Origin of the sequence: Pseudoxanthomonas sp. Root630 (assembly GCF_001427585.1) — a bacterium.
Taxonomy (GTDB): domain Bacteria; phylum Pseudomonadota; class Gammaproteobacteria; order Xanthomonadales; family Xanthomonadaceae; genus Pseudoxanthomonas_A.
In genome coordinates this window covers 94,888-109,557 of record NZ_LMGY01000019.1, presented here as the reverse complement: position 1 = coordinate 109,557, position 14,670 = coordinate 94,888, and the positions used below count along the sequence as shown (strand labels likewise).

General features: G+C 67.9%; 20 protein-coding genes and 2 pseudogenes. 13 read left to right on the top strand and 9 right to left on the bottom strand.

Annotated features, from left to right (window positions below; translation table 11 throughout):
* Positions 1–14 precede the first annotated feature (14 nt).
* Together ASD72_RS21595 and ASD72_RS18305 are read right to left on the bottom strand one after the other, a co-directional pair.
* Positions 15–149: pseudogene (locus tag ASD72_RS21595) on the bottom strand (hypothetical protein); the annotation flags it as partial.
* A gap of 51 nt (positions 150–200) precedes the next feature.
* Positions 201–716, bottom strand: a pseudogene (locus ASD72_RS18305) (EF-hand domain-containing protein); the annotation flags it as partial.
* A gap of 141 nt (positions 717–857) precedes the next feature.
* On the opposite strand from ASD72_RS18305, the gene ASD72_RS21590 reads away from it, so the two are divergent.
* The 4 genes from ASD72_RS21590 (at position 858) to ASD72_RS18285 (ending at position 4,001) form a co-directional block, all read left to right on the top strand.
* The gene (locus ASD72_RS21590; protein ID WP_056881404.1) at positions 858–1,439 is read left to right on the top strand and encodes a phosphatase PAP2 family protein; all 582 of its coding nucleotides are present in this window, start codon (positions 858–860) and stop codon (positions 1,437–1,439) included.
* A 2-nt stretch (positions 1,440–1,441) separates the two neighbouring features.
* Positions 1,442–2,164, top strand: coding sequence for an arginyltransferase (locus tag ASD72_RS18295; protein ID WP_056881403.1), 723 nt, complete (start codon positions 1,442–1,444; stop codon positions 2,162–2,164).
* A gap of 141 nt (positions 2,165–2,305) precedes the next feature.
* Complete coding sequence (locus tag ASD72_RS21340; RefSeq protein ID WP_056881402.1) at positions 2,306–2,707, top strand: hypothetical protein; 402 nt, start codon at positions 2,306–2,308, stop codon at positions 2,705–2,707.
* 94 nt (positions 2,708–2,801) lie between these two features.
* Entirely contained in the window at positions 2,802–4,001 is a 1,200-nt protein-coding gene (locus ASD72_RS18285) for an endonuclease/exonuclease/phosphatase family protein (RefSeq protein WP_056881401.1), read from the top strand.
* On the opposite strand, the gene ASD72_RS18280 is transcribed toward ASD72_RS18285, so the two are convergent.
* Entirely contained in the window at positions 3,991–4,302 is a 312-nt protein-coding gene (locus ASD72_RS18280) for a hypothetical protein (RefSeq protein WP_056881400.1), read from the bottom strand. The two genes, ASD72_RS18285 and ASD72_RS18280, sit on opposite strands and share 11 nt — an antisense overlap.
* Before the next feature lie 10 nt (positions 4,303–4,312).
* The gene (gene purT, locus ASD72_RS18275) at positions 4,313–5,497 is read right to left on the bottom strand and encodes a formate-dependent phosphoribosylglycinamide formyltransferase (protein WP_056881399.1); all 1,185 of its coding nucleotides are present in this window, start codon (positions 5,495–5,497) and stop codon (positions 4,313–4,315) included.
* A gap of 122 nt (positions 5,498–5,619) precedes the next feature.
* Between purT and ASD72_RS21680 the strand changes: the two genes are divergently transcribed.
* Genes ASD72_RS21680 through ASD72_RS18240 form a run of 8 tightly spaced genes read left to right on the top strand, consistent with a single transcriptional unit; the run spans position 5,620 to position 9,463 of the window.
* Complete coding sequence (locus ASD72_RS21680) at positions 5,620–5,742, top strand: hypothetical protein (RefSeq protein ID WP_255357666.1); 123 nt, start codon at positions 5,620–5,622, stop codon at positions 5,740–5,742.
* Positions 5,743–5,763: 21 nt separating this feature from the next.
* Positions 5,764–6,627 carry an SPFH domain-containing protein gene (locus ASD72_RS18270; RefSeq protein ID WP_056881398.1) on the top strand — a complete coding sequence of 288 codons (864 nt, stop codon included), beginning with the start codon at positions 5,764–5,766 and terminating at the stop codon, positions 6,625–6,627.
* 13 nt (positions 6,628–6,640) lie between these two features.
* Positions 6,641–6,916: a hypothetical protein gene (locus ASD72_RS18265; RefSeq protein ID WP_056881397.1), complete on the top strand. Its 276-nt coding sequence runs from the start codon at positions 6,641–6,643 to the stop codon at positions 6,914–6,916.
* Positions 6,913–7,113, top strand: a complete 201-nt coding sequence (locus ASD72_RS18260) for a hypothetical protein (RefSeq protein ID WP_056881396.1) — start codon at positions 6,913–6,915, stop codon at positions 7,111–7,113. The genes ASD72_RS18265 and ASD72_RS18260 overlap by 4 nt, the downstream gene beginning before the upstream one ends.
* The gene (locus tag ASD72_RS18255; RefSeq protein WP_056881395.1) at positions 7,110–7,289 is read left to right on the top strand and encodes a DUF4177 domain-containing protein; all 180 of its coding nucleotides are present in this window, start codon (positions 7,110–7,112) and stop codon (positions 7,287–7,289) included. The genes ASD72_RS18260 and ASD72_RS18255 overlap by 4 nt, the downstream gene beginning before the upstream one ends.
* Positions 7,290–7,314: 25 nt before the next feature.
* Positions 7,315–7,857, top strand: coding sequence for a DUF3093 family protein (locus tag ASD72_RS18250; protein ID WP_162250410.1), 543 nt, complete (start codon positions 7,315–7,317; stop codon positions 7,855–7,857).
* A gap of 9 nt (positions 7,858–7,866) precedes the next feature.
* Complete coding sequence (locus tag ASD72_RS18245) at positions 7,867–8,706, top strand: M15 family metallopeptidase (protein WP_056881393.1); 840 nt, start codon at positions 7,867–7,869, stop codon at positions 8,704–8,706.
* The gene (locus tag ASD72_RS18240) at positions 8,684–9,463 is read left to right on the top strand and encodes a DUF4328 domain-containing protein (protein ID WP_081420453.1); all 780 of its coding nucleotides are present in this window, start codon (positions 8,684–8,686) and stop codon (positions 9,461–9,463) included. The genes ASD72_RS18245 and ASD72_RS18240 overlap by 23 nt, the downstream gene beginning before the upstream one ends.
* Before the next feature lie 15 nt (positions 9,464–9,478).
* Here ASD72_RS18240 and ASD72_RS18235 read toward each other — a convergent pair whose 3' ends face one another.
* The 5 genes from ASD72_RS18235 to ASD72_RS18215 all read right to left on the bottom strand — a co-directional run bounded on the left by ASD72_RS18235 (position 9,479) and on the right by ASD72_RS18215 (position 13,890).
* Positions 9,479–10,153, bottom strand: a complete 675-nt coding sequence (locus ASD72_RS18235; RefSeq protein WP_056881391.1) for a DNA-3-methyladenine glycosylase — start codon at positions 10,151–10,153, stop codon at positions 9,479–9,481.
* A 4-nt stretch (positions 10,154–10,157) separates the two neighbouring features.
* Complete coding sequence (locus ASD72_RS18230; protein ID WP_056881390.1) at positions 10,158–10,526, bottom strand: DUF423 domain-containing protein; 369 nt, start codon at positions 10,524–10,526, stop codon at positions 10,158–10,160.
* A 145-nt stretch (positions 10,527–10,671) separates the two neighbouring features.
* On the bottom strand, positions 10,672–11,835 hold the full coding sequence (locus ASD72_RS18225; protein WP_056881389.1) for an SRPBCC family protein: 1,164 nt from the start codon (positions 11,833–11,835) through the stop codon (positions 10,672–10,674).
* Between the two features lie 175 nt (positions 11,836–12,010).
* Complete coding sequence (locus tag ASD72_RS18220) at positions 12,011–12,652, bottom strand: response regulator transcription factor (protein ID WP_056881388.1); 642 nt, start codon at positions 12,650–12,652, stop codon at positions 12,011–12,013.
* Entirely contained in the window at positions 12,649–13,890 is a 1,242-nt protein-coding gene (locus tag ASD72_RS18215) for a sensor histidine kinase (RefSeq protein WP_056881387.1), read from the bottom strand. Before ASD72_RS18215 ends, ASD72_RS18220 begins: the two co-directional genes overlap by 4 nt.
* Positions 13,891–14,071: 181 nt before the next feature.
* On the opposite strand from ASD72_RS18215, the gene ASD72_RS18210 reads away from it, so the two are divergent.
* Positions 14,072–14,668 carry a GNAT family N-acetyltransferase gene (locus ASD72_RS18210; RefSeq protein ID WP_056881386.1) on the top strand — a complete coding sequence of 199 codons (597 nt, stop codon included), beginning with the start codon at positions 14,072–14,074 and terminating at the stop codon, positions 14,666–14,668.
* Positions 14,669–14,670 lie beyond the last annotated feature (2 nt).

The following is a 14,670-nucleotide window of genomic DNA, read 5'->3' as shown; positions in this document are numbered from 1 at the left end:
GCGGGCTTGCCCGCGGCCAGTTCGTCCTTGGACAGGAAGCCGTCCTTGTTGGTATCGAGCGCGTCGAAGCGCGCAGCCAGGCGACCGTCCTTCACCTCATCGCGCGACAGGCGGCCGTCCTTGTTGGTGTCTGCGGATGCGAAGCGCTCGTCCATGCGGGCCTGCATGCGCTGCCGCGCCTCGGCGCGACGCGCGGCGTCGGCCTGGTCGATCTCGGCGCGGGTCAGCTTGCCGTCCTTGTCGGCATCGGCCTTGGCGAACCATTCGTCGCGGTGCTGCTTGCCGCGCAACTCGCGGTCGACGCGATCGATCGCGCCGTCCTTGTTCGCATCCAATGTATCGAAGCGCTGCGCGAACGTCGGATCGGCCGCGGCTTCGGCCCGGCTGATCTTGCCGTCGCCATCGGCATCCAGCTTCTTGAAGGCGATCCCGCCACGCTCACCGCCGCCATGACGGCCGGGGCCACGCATGCCCTTGCGCTGCGGACGTTCGTCGGCACTGAGCTTGCCGTCGCCGTTCTTGTCCAGGTCGGCGAAGCGTTCCGCCAGGCGCGGATGCGCGGCGGCCTCGGCCTTGTCGATCACGCCATCGTTGTTCTTGTCCAGGTTCGCGCGCGCCGGCTTGTGCGCGTCGCCCGCCTGGGTGGCGGCCAGCGCGGAACCGGCGCCGAGGGCGGCCAGGACGGCCACGAAAAGCAGGGTCTTGCGATTCATCATGTTCTCCTGAAGACGCGGCGCGAGCTGCGCCACTGGCAGGGAAAACGCCCGCACGCGGTTCCGGTTGACGCGCTGACGGACGCGTTCAGGCAGCGGACGGTCGCGACCCACGCGACGGAGGCGCCGCAGTATGCTGCCCGCATGTCCCACGCCCTCGCCCGCGCGCTGTCCATCTCCGGCCATCCGATGCTGGTGCTGCCGCTCGCGGTGGTGGTCATCGCCCTGGTGCAGGGCGACCGCGGCGCGGCCGCGTGGGCGGCGCTGGGATTCGGCCTGTTCGCCACCCTCGTCATGGGCTTCTCGTGGTGGCAGGTGCGACGCGGCCGCTGGACCCACGTGGATGCCAGCGCGCGCCATGAGCGCGGCAGCCTGAACCGATTCCTGTTGGTGGCGCTGGTGGCCGGTGCGTTGCTCGTGGCCTGGCGTGGCACGCAACCGCTGTTCGCGCTCGGCATGGCGATGTCGGCTGCGATGATCCTGGTCGCGATGCTGACGGCGCGCTGGTGCAAGTTGTCGCTGCACATGGCCTTCGCGGTGTTCGCCGCGTGGCTGCTGCGCGAGCTCGGCATCCCATGGATGCTGGCGGCGCTCCTGTTCGCGGCCGCTATCGCGTGGTCGCGCCTGGCACTCCGCCGGCATACGCCGCGCGACCTCGTCGCCGGGGCCCTGGTCGGCTCCGCGGCGGGTGCCGCCTTCTGGCCACTGGCCGCGCAGTGGGGCTGACGATGGGCGAGAACTCCCACCCCATCGACGACCTGCGGCTTTTCCACACCGGCGAACATCCGTGCGGCTACTGGCCCGACCGGGTGGCGCGCGACCTGGTGCTGGACCCGCGCGACCCGCGCCTGCCGCAGCTGTATCCCGATGCGCTGTCGTGGGGTTTCCGTCGTTCGGGCGACATCGTCTACCGCCCGCATTGCCGGCAATGCCGCGCCTGCGTGGCGGTGCGCCTGCCGGTGGCGGACTTCGCGCCCGACCGCAGCCAGCGCCGCTGCGCCGCCCGCAACACGCGGGTGGAAACGCGCATCGTCGCGGCGCTACGCGGCGAGGAACACCTGGCGCTCTATCAGCGCTACCTGGCGGCGCGGCATCCGCTTGGCGGCATGGACGACCATGGCGCGACCGAGTTCGACCAGTTCCTCGTCGGCAGCTGGTCGCGCGGACGCTTCGTCGAACTGCGCGAAGACGGCCAGCTGCTCGCGGTGGCGGTCACCGATGTGATTCCCGGCGCACTCTCCGCCGTCTACACGTTCTACGAGCCGGGAATGGAAGCGCGCAGCCTGGGCACGCTCGCCATCCTCCGGCAGATCGAGTGGGCGAAGCGCGACGGTTATGCGCACCTCTACCTCGGCTACTGGATCGACGGCCATCGGAAGATGGATTACAAGCGGCGTTTCTCACCGCTCGAGTGCTTCGATGGACGCGCGTGGGTTCGCGCAGAAACGTGAGTCGATCGACTGATTGCGCGCACTGAATGTGAGTCGCAAATGTGAATAGCAACTTCGTGGTGAGGTACGCAGAATGTGCCGCCGACGCGCGCACGTGTCGGTGCTGGAATCAGCACATTCACTCACACGATGGGAGCTTTCATGAAGTTCAACTGCCTTGCCCTTGCGGCACTGACCACGCTGGCATTGTCGGCCTGCCTACAGCATGAAGAAACGGCCCCGGCGGCGGATGCACCGGCGGCCGAGGCTCCCGCCGACACGGCTACCGCCACCGACGCCGCCACTGACGCCACCGCGATCGCCGCGTCCGATACGGTCAACGCGGGCACCGGCGTCGCCGAGTGCGACCAGTACCTCGAGAAGGTCTACGCCTGCATCAGCGACAAGGTGCCGGAAGCGCAGCGCGACATGATGAAGCAGGGCATCGAGCAGTCGAAGGCCGGCTGGGCAGCGGTCACCGACAAGAGCGCGCTGGCTGCGCAGTGCAAGACCGCGATGGACCAGGCCAAGACCGCATACGCGGCCATGGGTTGCTCGTTCTGACGTTCCACAGGCCGACCCGTCGTTAGCCTGCGGCGCCCCGGTCTCCGGGGCGCTTTTTTTTACGACTGTCATGCCGGCATGACAGAATCCGCGCATGCGCACCCTCGCCGTCCTGTTCACCATGTCCCTCGCCGCCTGCAGCAGCTCACCCGATGCCGGCGATGCCGCCGGCCCGTCGCCGGCGCGGCTCCGCGTGGCCACCTACAACACCTCGCTGTACTCGGACGATGCCGGCGGCGTGATCCGCGAGCTGCAGGGCGACAGCGCGCACGCGCGCAAGATCGCCTCCGTGCTACAGAAGGTCCGGCCGGACCTGGTGCTGCTGAACGAGTTCGATTTCGACGAGGCGCACCACGCCGCCGATCTGTTCCAGCAGCGCTATCTCGAGGTCGCCCAGCCTGCGGGGGGCGAGCCCCTGCGCTATCCCTATCGCTATCTGGCACCGGTGAACACCGGCGTGCCGAGCGGGCTGGACCTGGACGGCAACGGTACCGTCGGTGGCAAAGGCCGCGAACGCGGCAACGATGCCTGGGGCTACGGTCTTCATCCCGGCCAGTACGGCATGCTGGTGCTGTCGAAGTACCCGATCGACGAGGCCCAGGTGCGTACGTTCCAGCTGCTGCGCTGGAGCACGCTGCCGGGCGCGACCAATCCCGTCGACCCGGCCAAGGGCCGCGGCTTCTACCCGGATGCCACCTGGGCGCAGCTGCGCCTGTCGTCGAAGTCGCATTGGGACGTGCCGGTACGCACGCCGCAGGGCACGGTGCATTTCCTGGTTTCGCATCCCACGCCACCGGTGTTCGACGGACCGGAGGATCGCAACGGGCGCCGCAACGCGGATGAGATCCGGCTGTGGCGCGAATACCTCTCGACCGGCGACAAACCCTGGCTGTGCGACGACCAGGGCCGCTGCGGCGGTCTCGCTCCGGACGCGCGCTTCGTCATCGCCGGCGACCTCAACAACGATCCGGTGGATGGCGATGGCCACCACGACGCCATCCTGGAACTGCTCGAACACCCACGCGTGATGCGGATGGCCACGCCACGCAGCGAAGGCGGCGAAGAAACCGCCCTGGCCTACGCGGCGAAAGGCCTGCAGCGTCGCGGCGCGCCTGCACACGTGACCGGCGACTTCGGTCCGCGCGCGGGCGCCATGCGCCTGGACTACGTGTTGCCCTCGACCGGCTTCGCCCTGGTCGACAGCGGCATCTTCTGGCCGAAGAAGAGCGACCCGGACGCCGCCATCGCCGATGGCAGCGACCATCACCTCGTGTGGGTGGATCTCACGCCGTAGGCGGCGCGGATGTACCGGGCGGCGGCGTCACCCGCGGCCCGAAGCCGAACAGCGATTCGCTCTGCGCGGAGACGATCATCCGGATCATGCTGCCGGGGACCATCAGTTCCACCTGCACGTCGTGGCCTTCGGCGTCCTTGCCCACCAGCGTCATCTCGGTGAAGGCACCGCCGGTGTCGATCTCCCTGCAGAAGATGTGCGGACCTTCGGGCTGGTTGGTCAGGTAGGGCTTGATCGCTTCGCCCAGGGCCTCGAGCGCCTGCGGGAAGAAGAACACCGCGTAACCACCATGGCCGTTCATCGCGTGCGCCTCACTTCAGTTCGATGGTGATGGCCGCGGCCGCGGCGCGGGCCTTGGAGCGGGCGATGTCGACATCCTCGCCGCGCGCCAGGGTCACGCCGACCCGGCGGTGACCTTCGACGCGCGGCTTGCCGAACAGGCGCAGCGCGGTGTCGGGCTCCTCCAGCGCGCCTTCCACGTTGCCGAACACCGGCACGCCGTGGCCGTGCGCCAGCATCGCGCACGACGCGGACGGGCCGCTCTGGCGGATCACCGGGATCGGCAGGCCGAGGATGGCGCGTGCATGCAGCGCGAATTCGGAAAGCTCCTGCGAGGCCAGCGTGACCAGGCCGGTGTCGTGCGGGCGCGGCGAGACTTCGCTGAACCACACCTCATCGCCCTTCACGAACAGCTCCACGCCGAACAAGCCCCATCCGCCCAGGTCGTCGGTCACCGCCTCCGCGATCTGCTGCGCGCGTTCCAGCGCGCGCGGCGACATCGGTTGCGGCTGCCAGCTCTCGCGGTAATCGCCATCCTTCTGCCAATGGCCGATGGGCGCGCAGAACGCGGTGCCATCGGCATGGCGCACGGTCAGCAGGGTGATCTCGTATTCGAAATCGATGAAGCCTTCGACGATGCAGCGGCCGGCGCCGGCACGGCCACCGGTCTGCGCGTAGTCCCATGCGGGATCGATGTCGGTCTCACTGCGCAACGTGCTCTGGCCCTTGCCGGACGAGGACATCACCGGCTTCACCACGCACGGCAGGCCGATCTCGCGCACGGCCTCGCGGTACTCCTCCACCGTGTCGACGAAGCGGTACGGCGAGGTGGGCAGGCCCAGCGTTTCGGCGGCGAGCCGGCGGATGCCTTCGCGGTCCATCGTCAGGCGTGCGGCGCGGGCGGTCGGGATCACCCGGGCCGCGCCTTCGGCTTCCAGCGCCACCAGCGTCTCGGTGTGGATCGCCTCGATCTCCGGCACGACCAGGTGCGGCCGTTCCTGCGCGATCAGCGCGCGGATCGCGGCCGGATCGAGCATGTCCAGCACGTGCGAGCGATGGGCCACCTGCATGGCCGGCGCGTCGGCGTAGCGGTCGGCGGCGATCACTTCCACGCCCAGCCGCTGCAGCTCGATGGCCACCTCCTTGCCCAACTCGCCCGACCCCAGCAGCAGGACGCGGGTCGCATGGGGGGACAGCGGGGTGCCGAGGGTGGTCATGGGGTCGTTCCGGAAAAGGGGGCGCCAGTGTACCGGTCGCCCCGACGGACGGCGGGGACCAGCCGTTGACATCTGATATCAAATTGATATCTTTTAATCCAACAACCAGCCGGGGACCGACCATGCTCCATGTGATCCATCAGATCCAGCGCCGCTGGCCCTCCCAGGCGCACAAGGTCATCCCCGCCCTGCTCATTCTCTCCGTCGCCCTGCTCGCGCTCGGTGCCGGCCTGTCGCTGCTGTGATCCCGTCCTGAGACCAAGACCATGAAAGAGAACGCCACGTCGTCGCTGCCCGGAATCCCAACCCTCCTCGGTCTGCTGGTGCTGGGCCTGGGGGTGATCGCCTTGTTCATCATGGGCGCCGCGGACAAGCAGCCCGCCTACATGGTGGTGGCCGCCCTGCTCGGCTTCGCCGTGATGTTCCTGATGGCCGGCCTGTACAAGCTGGAACCCAACCAGTCCGCCGTGCTCAGTCTGTTCGGCAAGTATGTCGGCACGGTGAAGGACAACGGCCTGCGCTGGAACAACCCCTTCTTCAGCAAGCGCAAGGTCTCGCTGCGCATCCGCAATTTCGAAAGCAGCCGCCTGAAGGTCAACGAGCTGGATGGCAGCCCGATCGAGATCGCGGCGGTGATCGTGTGGCAGGTGGTGGACTCGGCCGAGGCCGTATTCAACGTGGACGACTACGAGAGCTTCGTGCACATCCAGTCCGAAGCCGCGCTGCGCGCGATGGCGTCCAGCTACCCGTACGACCAGCACGAGGAAGGCCAGATCGCCTTGCGCAGCCATCCGCAGGAGATTTCGCAGCACCTGCAGGACCAGATCGCCGAACGCCTGGGCAAGGCCGGCGTGGACGTGATCGAAGCGCGCATCAGCCACCTCGCCTACGCACCGGAAATCGCCCAGGCCATGCTGCAGCGCCAGCAGGCCAACGCGGTGATCGCGGCCCGCACGCGGATCGTCGCCGGTGCGGTGGGCATGGTGGAAATGGCGCTGGCCGAACTGCAGAAGAACGACGTGGTGAAGCTGGACGAAGAGCGCAAGGCGCAGATGGTCAGCAACCTGCTGGTGGTGCTGTGCGGCGAGCGTGGCACGCAGCCGATCGTCAACACCGGCTCGATCTACTGACCGGCCGTTCCGCATGCACGCGCTCGCACCGCTCATCGTCGCGCTCTCCGGCCTGCCCGCGCTCTTCATCGGCGCGTGGGTAAGCCGGGCTCGCGACCCGCGTTCGCGCGGCATGGCCCTGCACTGGGTGCTGATCGGCCTGGCCATCCAGGCCGGTGCGGTTGGCCTGTACTGGGCGGGCGACGACGACCGCCTGGCCACGGGCGCCGTCATCGCGATGGTGGTACTGGTCAACGCGCTGATCGTCTCGATGGTGCTGCAGCTCCGCCGCAATGGGACGCCCCGGTGAGCGAGAAGCAGGACAAGAAGGCCTACCCGCTGCGCATCAGCGCCGACGTGCTGGCCGCCGCGCAACGGTGGGCCGACGACGAGTTGCGTTCGCTGAATGCCCAGATCGAGTACGTGCTGCGCGACGCACTGCGCAAGGCGGGCCGGCTCCCGAAGACCGGCTCCAACCCGGAAGACAGCAAGAAGGAATCGCCATGAACCACCGATGGAGCCACAAGGTCATCGAAGTCCCGTACAAGATGTTCGCGGGCAAGCTCACCGACCGCATCCAGCAGGAGTTGGACAAGATGAGTGCGCAGGGCTGGGAACTGGTCAGTACGCTTTTCATCGAGCATGAAGTCTCGGTGCGCCTGTTCTTCAAGAAGCCCGCCTGACGGCCCACACGCACGGAGCCACTGCATGCAGCATCCACAGGATTTCCCCGTCGCCCCGATGCCGACCCACGTCACCTGGTGGCTGTGGCTGCCCCTGCTGCTTGCGATCGGCGCCTGCGTCGCCGCAATGACGATGGAATCGAATACGCCACCGCTCGCGGCGTGGCTGGCGGTGCCCCTCGTCCTGCTGGTCGGCGTAGTACTGGCGCTGGCGCTGCGGCGGCGCGCGATCGTGCTGGACAATCGCGAACTCCAGGTGAAGGCGACGTTCTATACGAAGAAGCTCGCCGTCGAAGCCATCGACCTCGACAAGGCCCGCGTGTTGAGCCTGGAAGAACACACCGAACTCGCGCCGACACTGAAGACGAACGGTTTCAGCCTGCCGGGCTTCAAGGCCGGGCACTTCCGCCTGCGCAACCTGGGCAAGGCGTTCTGCCTGGTCACCGACCGCACGCGCGTACTGACGTTGCCGCTGCGCGATGGCAGCCTGGTGCTGCTCAGCCCCGCGCGCCCGGCCGACCTGCTGGCCCGGCTGCGCGAACTGGCGGCGCCCACGCCGCGTCGCTAAGCTGCGGGCATGCGCCGCCTGCCCTCCCAGCCGCTGAAGTCCACCCTGCTCAACACGTCGCGGATCGAACTGTGGCCGGCAGACCTGTTGCGCGTGCGCAGCAATGCGGATGCACGCATCCTGGCGGCCGCGCACGCGGTGCTGCGACGCAAGCACGATGGCCGCTATCTCGCCGCGGTGTCTGCGCACGGCGTGCATCCGCTGGTGCCCGGCCTGCCGCGCGAACCGGGCCTGGATGAAGCCTGGGATGCGCTGGAGTGCTTCGAGACCGCGACGCGCGGCTTCGATGCGGATGCCCAGGGCCTGCTGCCCCTGCATGCGTTGCAGGAACGCCTGCACGCACTGGGGTTGGATGATGATGCGTATGCCGAGCAGACCGGCCTGGCGCTCGTCGCCGAACCGGCGGCCCTGGCCTTCGCGGGGCGCGACCGTTATCGCCGGCCGCTGTGGCTCACGCGCGAAGCCGCACGCGCATGGCAGGCGCTGCACACCGCCGCGGCACGCGACGGCCTCGTGCTGGAGGCCATTTCCGGCTATCGCAGCCACGATTACCAACTCGGCATCTTCGAGCGCAAGCGCGCCCGTGGACAGCGTGTCGACGAGATCCTCACCGTCAACGCCGCACCGGGCTACAGCGAACACCACAGCGGCCGCGCGCTCGACATCGGCGCGCCGGGCGAACCGCCCGCCGAGGAATCCTTCGAGCGTACGCCGGCATTCGCCTGGCTCACCCGTCGCGCTGGGGACTTCGGCTTCGTCATGAGTTACCCGCGCGACAACCCGCACGGCATCGTGTACGAGCCGTGGCATTGGTACCATCTTGGCCATGACGGCGGTGGGGACCGCTGAAGCCAGGGCCGGATACGGCCGCCAAGGGGATCACATGGAGAATCCGTACCAGACGCCTGCAGCGGAAGTCATCGCTGCGCCTCCCGCACACACGGCATGGGCCTTCAAGGACCCGACCTGGCTGACATGGGCGTGCCGGGCTTGCCTGGTCGCCGGCGCTCTGGTTTCGCTGCTGATGATCGCCGTAATGGCACGGCAGTATTCGCTGTTCGAAGCGGCCGAGGCCAATGGCTTGACGGTGGACGATGTCTATGCGGAATCGGGCCTGATCTTTCTCGCCGCCGCGCTCCTGCAGTTCGTGACGATGGTGTCCTCGTTCGTGTTCATCGGCATGTGGATCTATCGTGCGGCTTGGAACGGGCGCGCCTTCGCGGGCGCACGGCAACTGGATTTCACGCCGGGCTGGTCGGTCGGTTGGTACTTCCTTCCCATTGCCAACCTGTGGAAGCCCTACCAGGCCATGAAAGAAATCTGGCGGGCCAGCGCGCGTCCGGACAAAGTCGATGCCGCCGAAGTCCCCGGCTGGCTTCCGCTCTGGTGGTTCCTCTGGCTGGCCTTCAGTTTCACCAGCAATTTCGCCAGCCGCACGTCGTGGAGAGCGCAAACTCCCGAGGCCGAGATGAACGCTGCGCTCGCCTCCATTACGTGCGATGCGATCAACGTGCCCCTGTGCTTGGTGCTGCTGGTGATCATTACACGCGTGCACCGCATGCAGTGGCAGCGCCAGACCGAGCGCCTGCAGGCACTCGCTGGCTGACGCCGGTTTCCGCGCCTAATCCTGCGACCGCTTCGTCGCCGTCTTCGCTTCCGTGCCGAAGTCGGCGATCCGCCACAGGTATTGGGCGGCGTAGGTGCGGTAAGGGCCCCACTTCTCGCCACGCGCCAGCAGCTCCTTTGGCGTGGGCATGACCTCCTGCTTGTCGACGAACTGCGCACCCTTGCGCACACCCAGGTCATCGACAGGCAGCACGTCCGGGCGGCCTAGGCGGAACATCAGCATCATCTCCACCGTCCAGCGGCCGATGCCGCGGATGGGCACCAGCGCGGCGACGATCTCGTCCTCGCTCATCACCGACATCTGCCGCAGGTTCGGGATCTCGCCCCGCTGTTCGCGTGCGGCCAGATCGCGCAACGCCAGGGTCTTGTTGCCGGAGACGCCGCACGCACGCAGCGCCACGTCATCGATGCGGCCCAGGGTGTCGAAGTGCAAACGCGTGCTGCCGATGGCGGTCTCGACGCGACCGACGATGGTGCCGGCGGCCTTGCCGCTGAGCTGCTGGTAGAGGATGGCGCGCGCCAGCGCGTCCACCGGGTCGAACGGCTTGCGCCACGTAGGCTGCGGTTCGATGTAGCCGATCCGCTTCATCCATGTGCCGAGCTTGCGGTCGCGCCGCGCCAGGTGGTCCCAGGCCTGCTCGGTATCGAAGCCGCGCGCGTGCCGGGGCATGGCGTCAGCGACGGACGGCGTCCACCGCCCACAGCACCCATCCCAGCATCAGGGTGATGCCGCCCGCGGGCGCGAGCCGTGTCGGCAGGCCCGCGAGTGCACCGCCCACCAGGCTGCCGGAGAACAGCAACGTGCCCAGCAACAGCAGGCCAAGGGCCAGCTTGCCCAGGCGACGGGTGGTGCCGGGCGACAACGCGGCGAGCGCGAGGCCGTGGCCGAAGGTGAACAGTGCCGCCGTCTGCACGTGCGATTGCGCTTCTGCCATCGCGATCCCATGCGAAGCATAGGCGGACAAGCCTACGGCGATCGCGGCGAGCAAGCCGCCACTCAGTGCGAGGAACGAGGGTTTGCGTTGGCGTCGATCGTAGTTCATCGGCTCAGGGATCCCGAAAACCGGGTGGGCATCCTGCCAGTGGAGGACCGCCTGAAGCGGACCGGCAGCCCCACAAACGCAACGCGCCGCATGAAGCGGCGCGTTGGCGTGGAGCTGACCATCCGGGACAGCGGTCCGGAAAGGCTTACTGCTTGACGGCCCAGTAGATGTCGAACTTGCCGTCGGCCTCGAACGAACCATCGACGCCGGACTTCCAGGACTCGTACGGACGATCCACGACCTCGTGGCCGGACGTCACCGCCCAGGCACGCAGCGCATTGCGCTGGTTGTCGAGTTCGGCCATGTAGCCGGTGTAGCTGGCGAAGGCGGACTTGCGGGCATCGGTATGGACGTACGTGACCGGCGCGCCGGACGGGATGGCGACCTTCAGCTCGCCCGTGGAGGCGACCGGAGCGGCCGGCGGCGGGGTCACCGGCGGCTGGCCAGCGGCGGGAGCGTCGGCCTTCGGCGCGGCACTGCCCTTGCGGACCGGCTGGACCACGTCGAATGCGTACTTCTCGGCGCCGAAATCGGTGGTGACGATGCGCAGCGGGCCGGCGGCCACCAGGCCATTGGCGTCCATCACGCGCTTGATCCACTCCTGGTTCGACTTGATCGATGCCTTGATGGCGTCGTTCGTGCGGTCGATGTTGCCGGCGTTGACGACCAGCAGGTCCTCGGCGGGCACCTCGACGATCTTCAGATCGGTCAGCGGGCTGCCTTCGGTGCGGTAGTCGAAGTTCGGCACGGTGGCCAGCATGTTGGTCAGCTTGCCGAGGCCGGCCTTGACGGCGTCGCCCACGTGGCGGCTGACGTACATGCCGGCATAGCGGCCGATCAGGTTGAAGCCGTAGGTGACCTCGTAGCTCTGGGTGACCTTGACGTTGCGGTTGTTCTTGCCGGTCGGCTCGAGCGTGAAGGTGCTGCGCTTGTCGGTGCCCATGCGCTTGTCGGTGATCGCATAAACGATCTTGCCGGGACCACCGGACGGCGCCGGGCGCTCGCTCTCGACGATTTCCCAGCTGCCCTGGCCCCAGCCGGCATTGGCGGAATTGAAGTCGACCTTGGCGCCGACGCCCGAGTCGTTCTCGCCACCGGAGTAGCTCAGCTCGTTGGCGGCGCTCGGGATCAGCGGGTTCCAGTCCTTCAGTCGGCGCACGTTGTTCAGCGTGTCGAACACGATGGTCATGCGACGGTTGGTTTCAATGCTTTCCTGCAGCTCGCGCGAGGACGGCAGAACCAGGCCGATCACCAGGAACAGCGCCAGGACCAGCGCCAACGCAATCACGAACTCGATCAAACGGGTCATTCAGGAAGTCTCCGGGGGCCGGTGCCACGGCCGTGAAAAAAATGCACCGCGCATCCTAGCAGGGTTGCCGGGCTTCGGGCAGCCCACCTGACACCGGTGGGCGGCCCTATCCAGAGGCGTATGGACGCCTCTCCGGGCCCGTGTCCGGGCACCCGCGGACGGACGGTGGCCGCCTTCACACCAGTTGCAGTTCGAAGGCCTTGAGGACCGCCCGCGTGCGGTCGCGGACACCGAGTTTCGAGAGGATGTTGGACACGTGGTTCTTGATCGTGCCCTCCGCCACGCCCAGCGAATTCGCGATTTCCTTGTTGGAGAAGCCGCTGGCCATCAGCCGCAGGATCTCGGTCTCGCGGTCCGTCAGCGGGTCGGGGCGATCCAGGCTGACGAACTCGTTGCGCATGTGCTCCAGCCCCGACAGCAGGCGCTGGGTGACCGCCGGCTGGACGAGGGAGCCACCGTCGGCCACCGTGCGGATCGCGCCGACCAGTTGCTCCAGCGAGACATCCTTCAGCAGGTAGCCCTTGGCGCCCGCTTTCAGGCCCGCAAGCACGAGCTGGTCGTCGTCGAACGTGGTCAGGATGATGGTCGGCGGCAGCTGGCCGGCCCTGGCCAGCGCCTGCAGGGCCTCCAGGCCCGACATCACCGGCATCCGCATGTCCATCAGGACCACGTCCGGCTTGACTTGCGGTACCAGCTCAACGGCCTGGCGGCCGTCCGCGGCTTCGGCGATGACCTCGATACCGTCGTCCAGCGCCAGCAGGGAGCGGATGCCCTGGCGTACCAGGGTTTGATCGTCGACCAGGCAGACACGGATCACAGGGTTCCTCCGGAGCTGAGCTCGGGTGTGGGTTCGGGTGGGGAAACGGGAAGGGGCGCCAGGGCCGCCGGGGCCTCGCTGACGGGCAAGACGATGTGCAGGCAGAAGCCCTGCCCCGGCTGCGTCTCGATACGCAGCTCGCCGCCGTACTGGGCCAGGCGCTCCCGCATGCCGGTCAGGCCGTTGCCGGCCACCACGTGCGGGCGGCCGGCGCCGTCGTCGCGGGCATCGATCAGGATCCTGGCGCCGTCCCTGCGGCAGTGCAGCCACAGGTTGCGGGCGCCGGCATGACGCACGGCATTGGTGATGATTTCCTGGGTGCACCGCAGCAACACATGGGCGCGATGCGGGTCTTCGAGGGTCAACGGCTCCTCGATGTCCATGTGGATCGCCAGCGACGGCACCTTCTCGGCCAGCGGCACCAGCGCGGCACCGAGATCGATCGCCCCGCTGTCGCGCAACTGGCTGACGGCCTCCCGGACGTCGGTCAGCAGCAGGCGGGCCAGCGTGTGGGCCTGGCGCACATGCTCCTGGGCCCGGCCCTCGGTCATGTGGCCGGCCACTTCGAGGTTCAGGCTGAGCGCGGTCAGATGGTGGCCAAGCAGGTCGTGCAGCTCGCGGGAGATGCGGGTGCGTTCATTGACGCGGGCGCTCTCGGCCAGCAGCACGCGGGTCGCGCGCAGTTCCGCGTTGAGCCGGCGCTGGTCCTCGCGGGCCTGGGCCTGCTGCCGCGCCACGTACGTGGTGATGAGCACGAAAGCGGCGAAACCCACGTAGAACATCGACTGGAACAGGGCTTCCCAGAAGTTGAAGTCGTCGCGCGCCATGAACGACGGCACCAGCAACACATGGGCGGCCAGCAGCCAGGCAACGGCAAAACGCAGCTCCAGCAACCAGGGCAGCACACCCGCCATGATCAGCAGCAGCACGGCACCCAACCCGGTCTGGGTGTAGAAACCCACGCCGATGGACGTCGCCGTCAGCACCATGGCCAGCGGCACGTTCCATGCCACCGGCAGGCTGTCCCGGCGCCCGTCCAGGGCGCGCGTCGCCAGCCAGTACACCGCGCCGAACGCGAAATAGCTCAATGCGGTCAGCGGCAGGTTCACGCCCTGCCCATCCGTGCCGCTGGACGGCGGCAGCACCCACACATTCAGGATGATGGGAATCCCCACCAGGGCCCAGGTGTAGAGGCCGGCGGCACGCAGCAGGCGGGTATGGCTGAGTCGTCCCAACATCCGGGCATATTAGGCGGAATCCCCGGCGGCCATGTCCCAACTAAAGTCATGCTGCGGCGGCACGGATGCACCAAGCGGGTTCATGCCCCGCTCACCCGCTGCCTCGCCGGGCTCGGCGCCACCATGCGATAATCCGGGCTTGGCCGCGTGCCACCCCGCAAGACCCGTACGGAGTCAGGTAATGTCGATCGTCATCCGCGACGTGCGCGAGCACGAGCTGGATTCCGTCCTAGCCCTCAACAACAATGCCGGACTGGCGATCCTGCCGCTGGATTCGGCCAAGGTTCGCCGCTTCTACGAGACGGCCGAATACTTCCGCGTCGCCGAGCGCGACGGCAACCTCGCCGGTTTCCTGGTCGGATTCGGCTCGGCCGCCGGGCACGACAGCAGCAACTTCGCCTGGTTCGGCGAACGTTATCCGCAGTTCTTCTACATCGACCGCATCGTGGTGGCGAGCCGCCGTCGCGGCGGTGGCGTGGGCCGGGCGTTCTATGCCGATGTCCAGAGCTTCGCCGAACTGCGCTACCCGCAGCTGGCCTGCGAAGTCTTCCTCGACCACGGCGCCGATCCGGCCCTGCTGTTCCATGGCAGCTTCGGCTTCCGCGAAGTCGGGCAGCACGTGATGGCCGAGGCGAACGTCCGCGCCAGCATGCTGATGAAAGAATTGTGCAGCTACCCGTGGGTGCGCGACACCTACGGCGACGCCCTGCCCGAAACCCCCTGGACCCGTACCCGCCTCGTGGCGGATGCCGGCGCGCAGCGCCCGACGGGAACATGAGC

Bases quoted from the DNA above. Each gene is read 5' to 3' on its own strand.
- ASD72_RS18245 (WP_056881393.1), top strand. From the start codon at position 7,867: ATGCGCCGCCTGCCCTCCCAGCCGCTGAAGTCCACCCTGCTCAACACG.
- ASD72_RS21590 (WP_056881404.1), top strand. From the start codon at position 858: ATGTCCCACGCCCTCGCCCGCGCGCTGTCCATCTCCGGCCATCCGATG.
- ASD72_RS18270 (WP_056881398.1), top strand. From the start codon at position 5,764: ATGAAAGAGAACGCCACGTCGTCGCTGCCCGGAATCCCAACCCTCCTC.
- ASD72_RS18280 (WP_056881400.1), bottom strand. From the start codon at position 4,302: ATGAACGGCCATGGTGGTTACGCGGTGTTCTTCTTCCCGCAGGCGCTC.
- ASD72_RS18250 (WP_162250410.1), top strand. From the start codon at position 7,315: ATGCAGCATCCACAGGATTTCCCCGTCGCCCCGATGCCGACCCACGTC.
- ASD72_RS18235 (WP_056881391.1), bottom strand. From the start codon at position 10,153: ATGCCCCGGCACGCGCGCGGCTTCGATACCGAGCAGGCCTGGGACCAC.
- ASD72_RS18215 (WP_056881387.1), bottom strand. From the start codon at position 13,890: ATGTTGGGACGACTCAGCCATACCCGCCTGCTGCGTGCCGCCGGCCTC.
- ASD72_RS21680 (WP_255357666.1), top strand. From the start codon at position 5,620: ATGCTCCATGTGATCCATCAGATCCAGCGCCGCTGGCCCTCCCAGGCG.
- ASD72_RS18295 (WP_056881403.1), top strand. From the start codon at position 1,442: ATGGGCGAGAACTCCCACCCCATCGACGACCTGCGGCTTTTCCACACC.
- ASD72_RS18230 (WP_056881390.1), bottom strand. From the start codon at position 10,526: ATGAACTACGATCGACGCCAACGCAAACCCTCGTTCCTCGCACTGAGT.
- ASD72_RS18285 (WP_056881401.1), top strand. From the start codon at position 2,802: ATGCGCACCCTCGCCGTCCTGTTCACCATGTCCCTCGCCGCCTGCAGC.
- ASD72_RS18210 (WP_056881386.1), top strand. From the start codon at position 14,072: ATGTCGATCGTCATCCGCGACGTGCGCGAGCACGAGCTGGATTCCGTC.
- ASD72_RS18240 (WP_081420453.1), top strand. From the start codon at position 8,684: ATGACGGCGGTGGGGACCGCTGAAGCCAGGGCCGGATACGGCCGCCAA.
- purT (WP_056881399.1), bottom strand. From the start codon at position 5,497: ATGACCACCCTCGGCACCCCGCTGTCCCCCCATGCGACCCGCGTCCTG.
- ASD72_RS18225 (WP_056881389.1), bottom strand. From the start codon at position 11,835: ATGACCCGTTTGATCGAGTTCGTGATTGCGTTGGCGCTGGTCCTGGCG.
- ASD72_RS18255 (WP_056881395.1), top strand. From the start codon at position 7,110: ATGAACCACCGATGGAGCCACAAGGTCATCGAAGTCCCGTACAAGATG.
- ASD72_RS18265 (WP_056881397.1), top strand. From the start codon at position 6,641: ATGCACGCGCTCGCACCGCTCATCGTCGCGCTCTCCGGCCTGCCCGCG.
- ASD72_RS21340 (WP_056881402.1), top strand. From the start codon at position 2,306: ATGAAGTTCAACTGCCTTGCCCTTGCGGCACTGACCACGCTGGCATTG.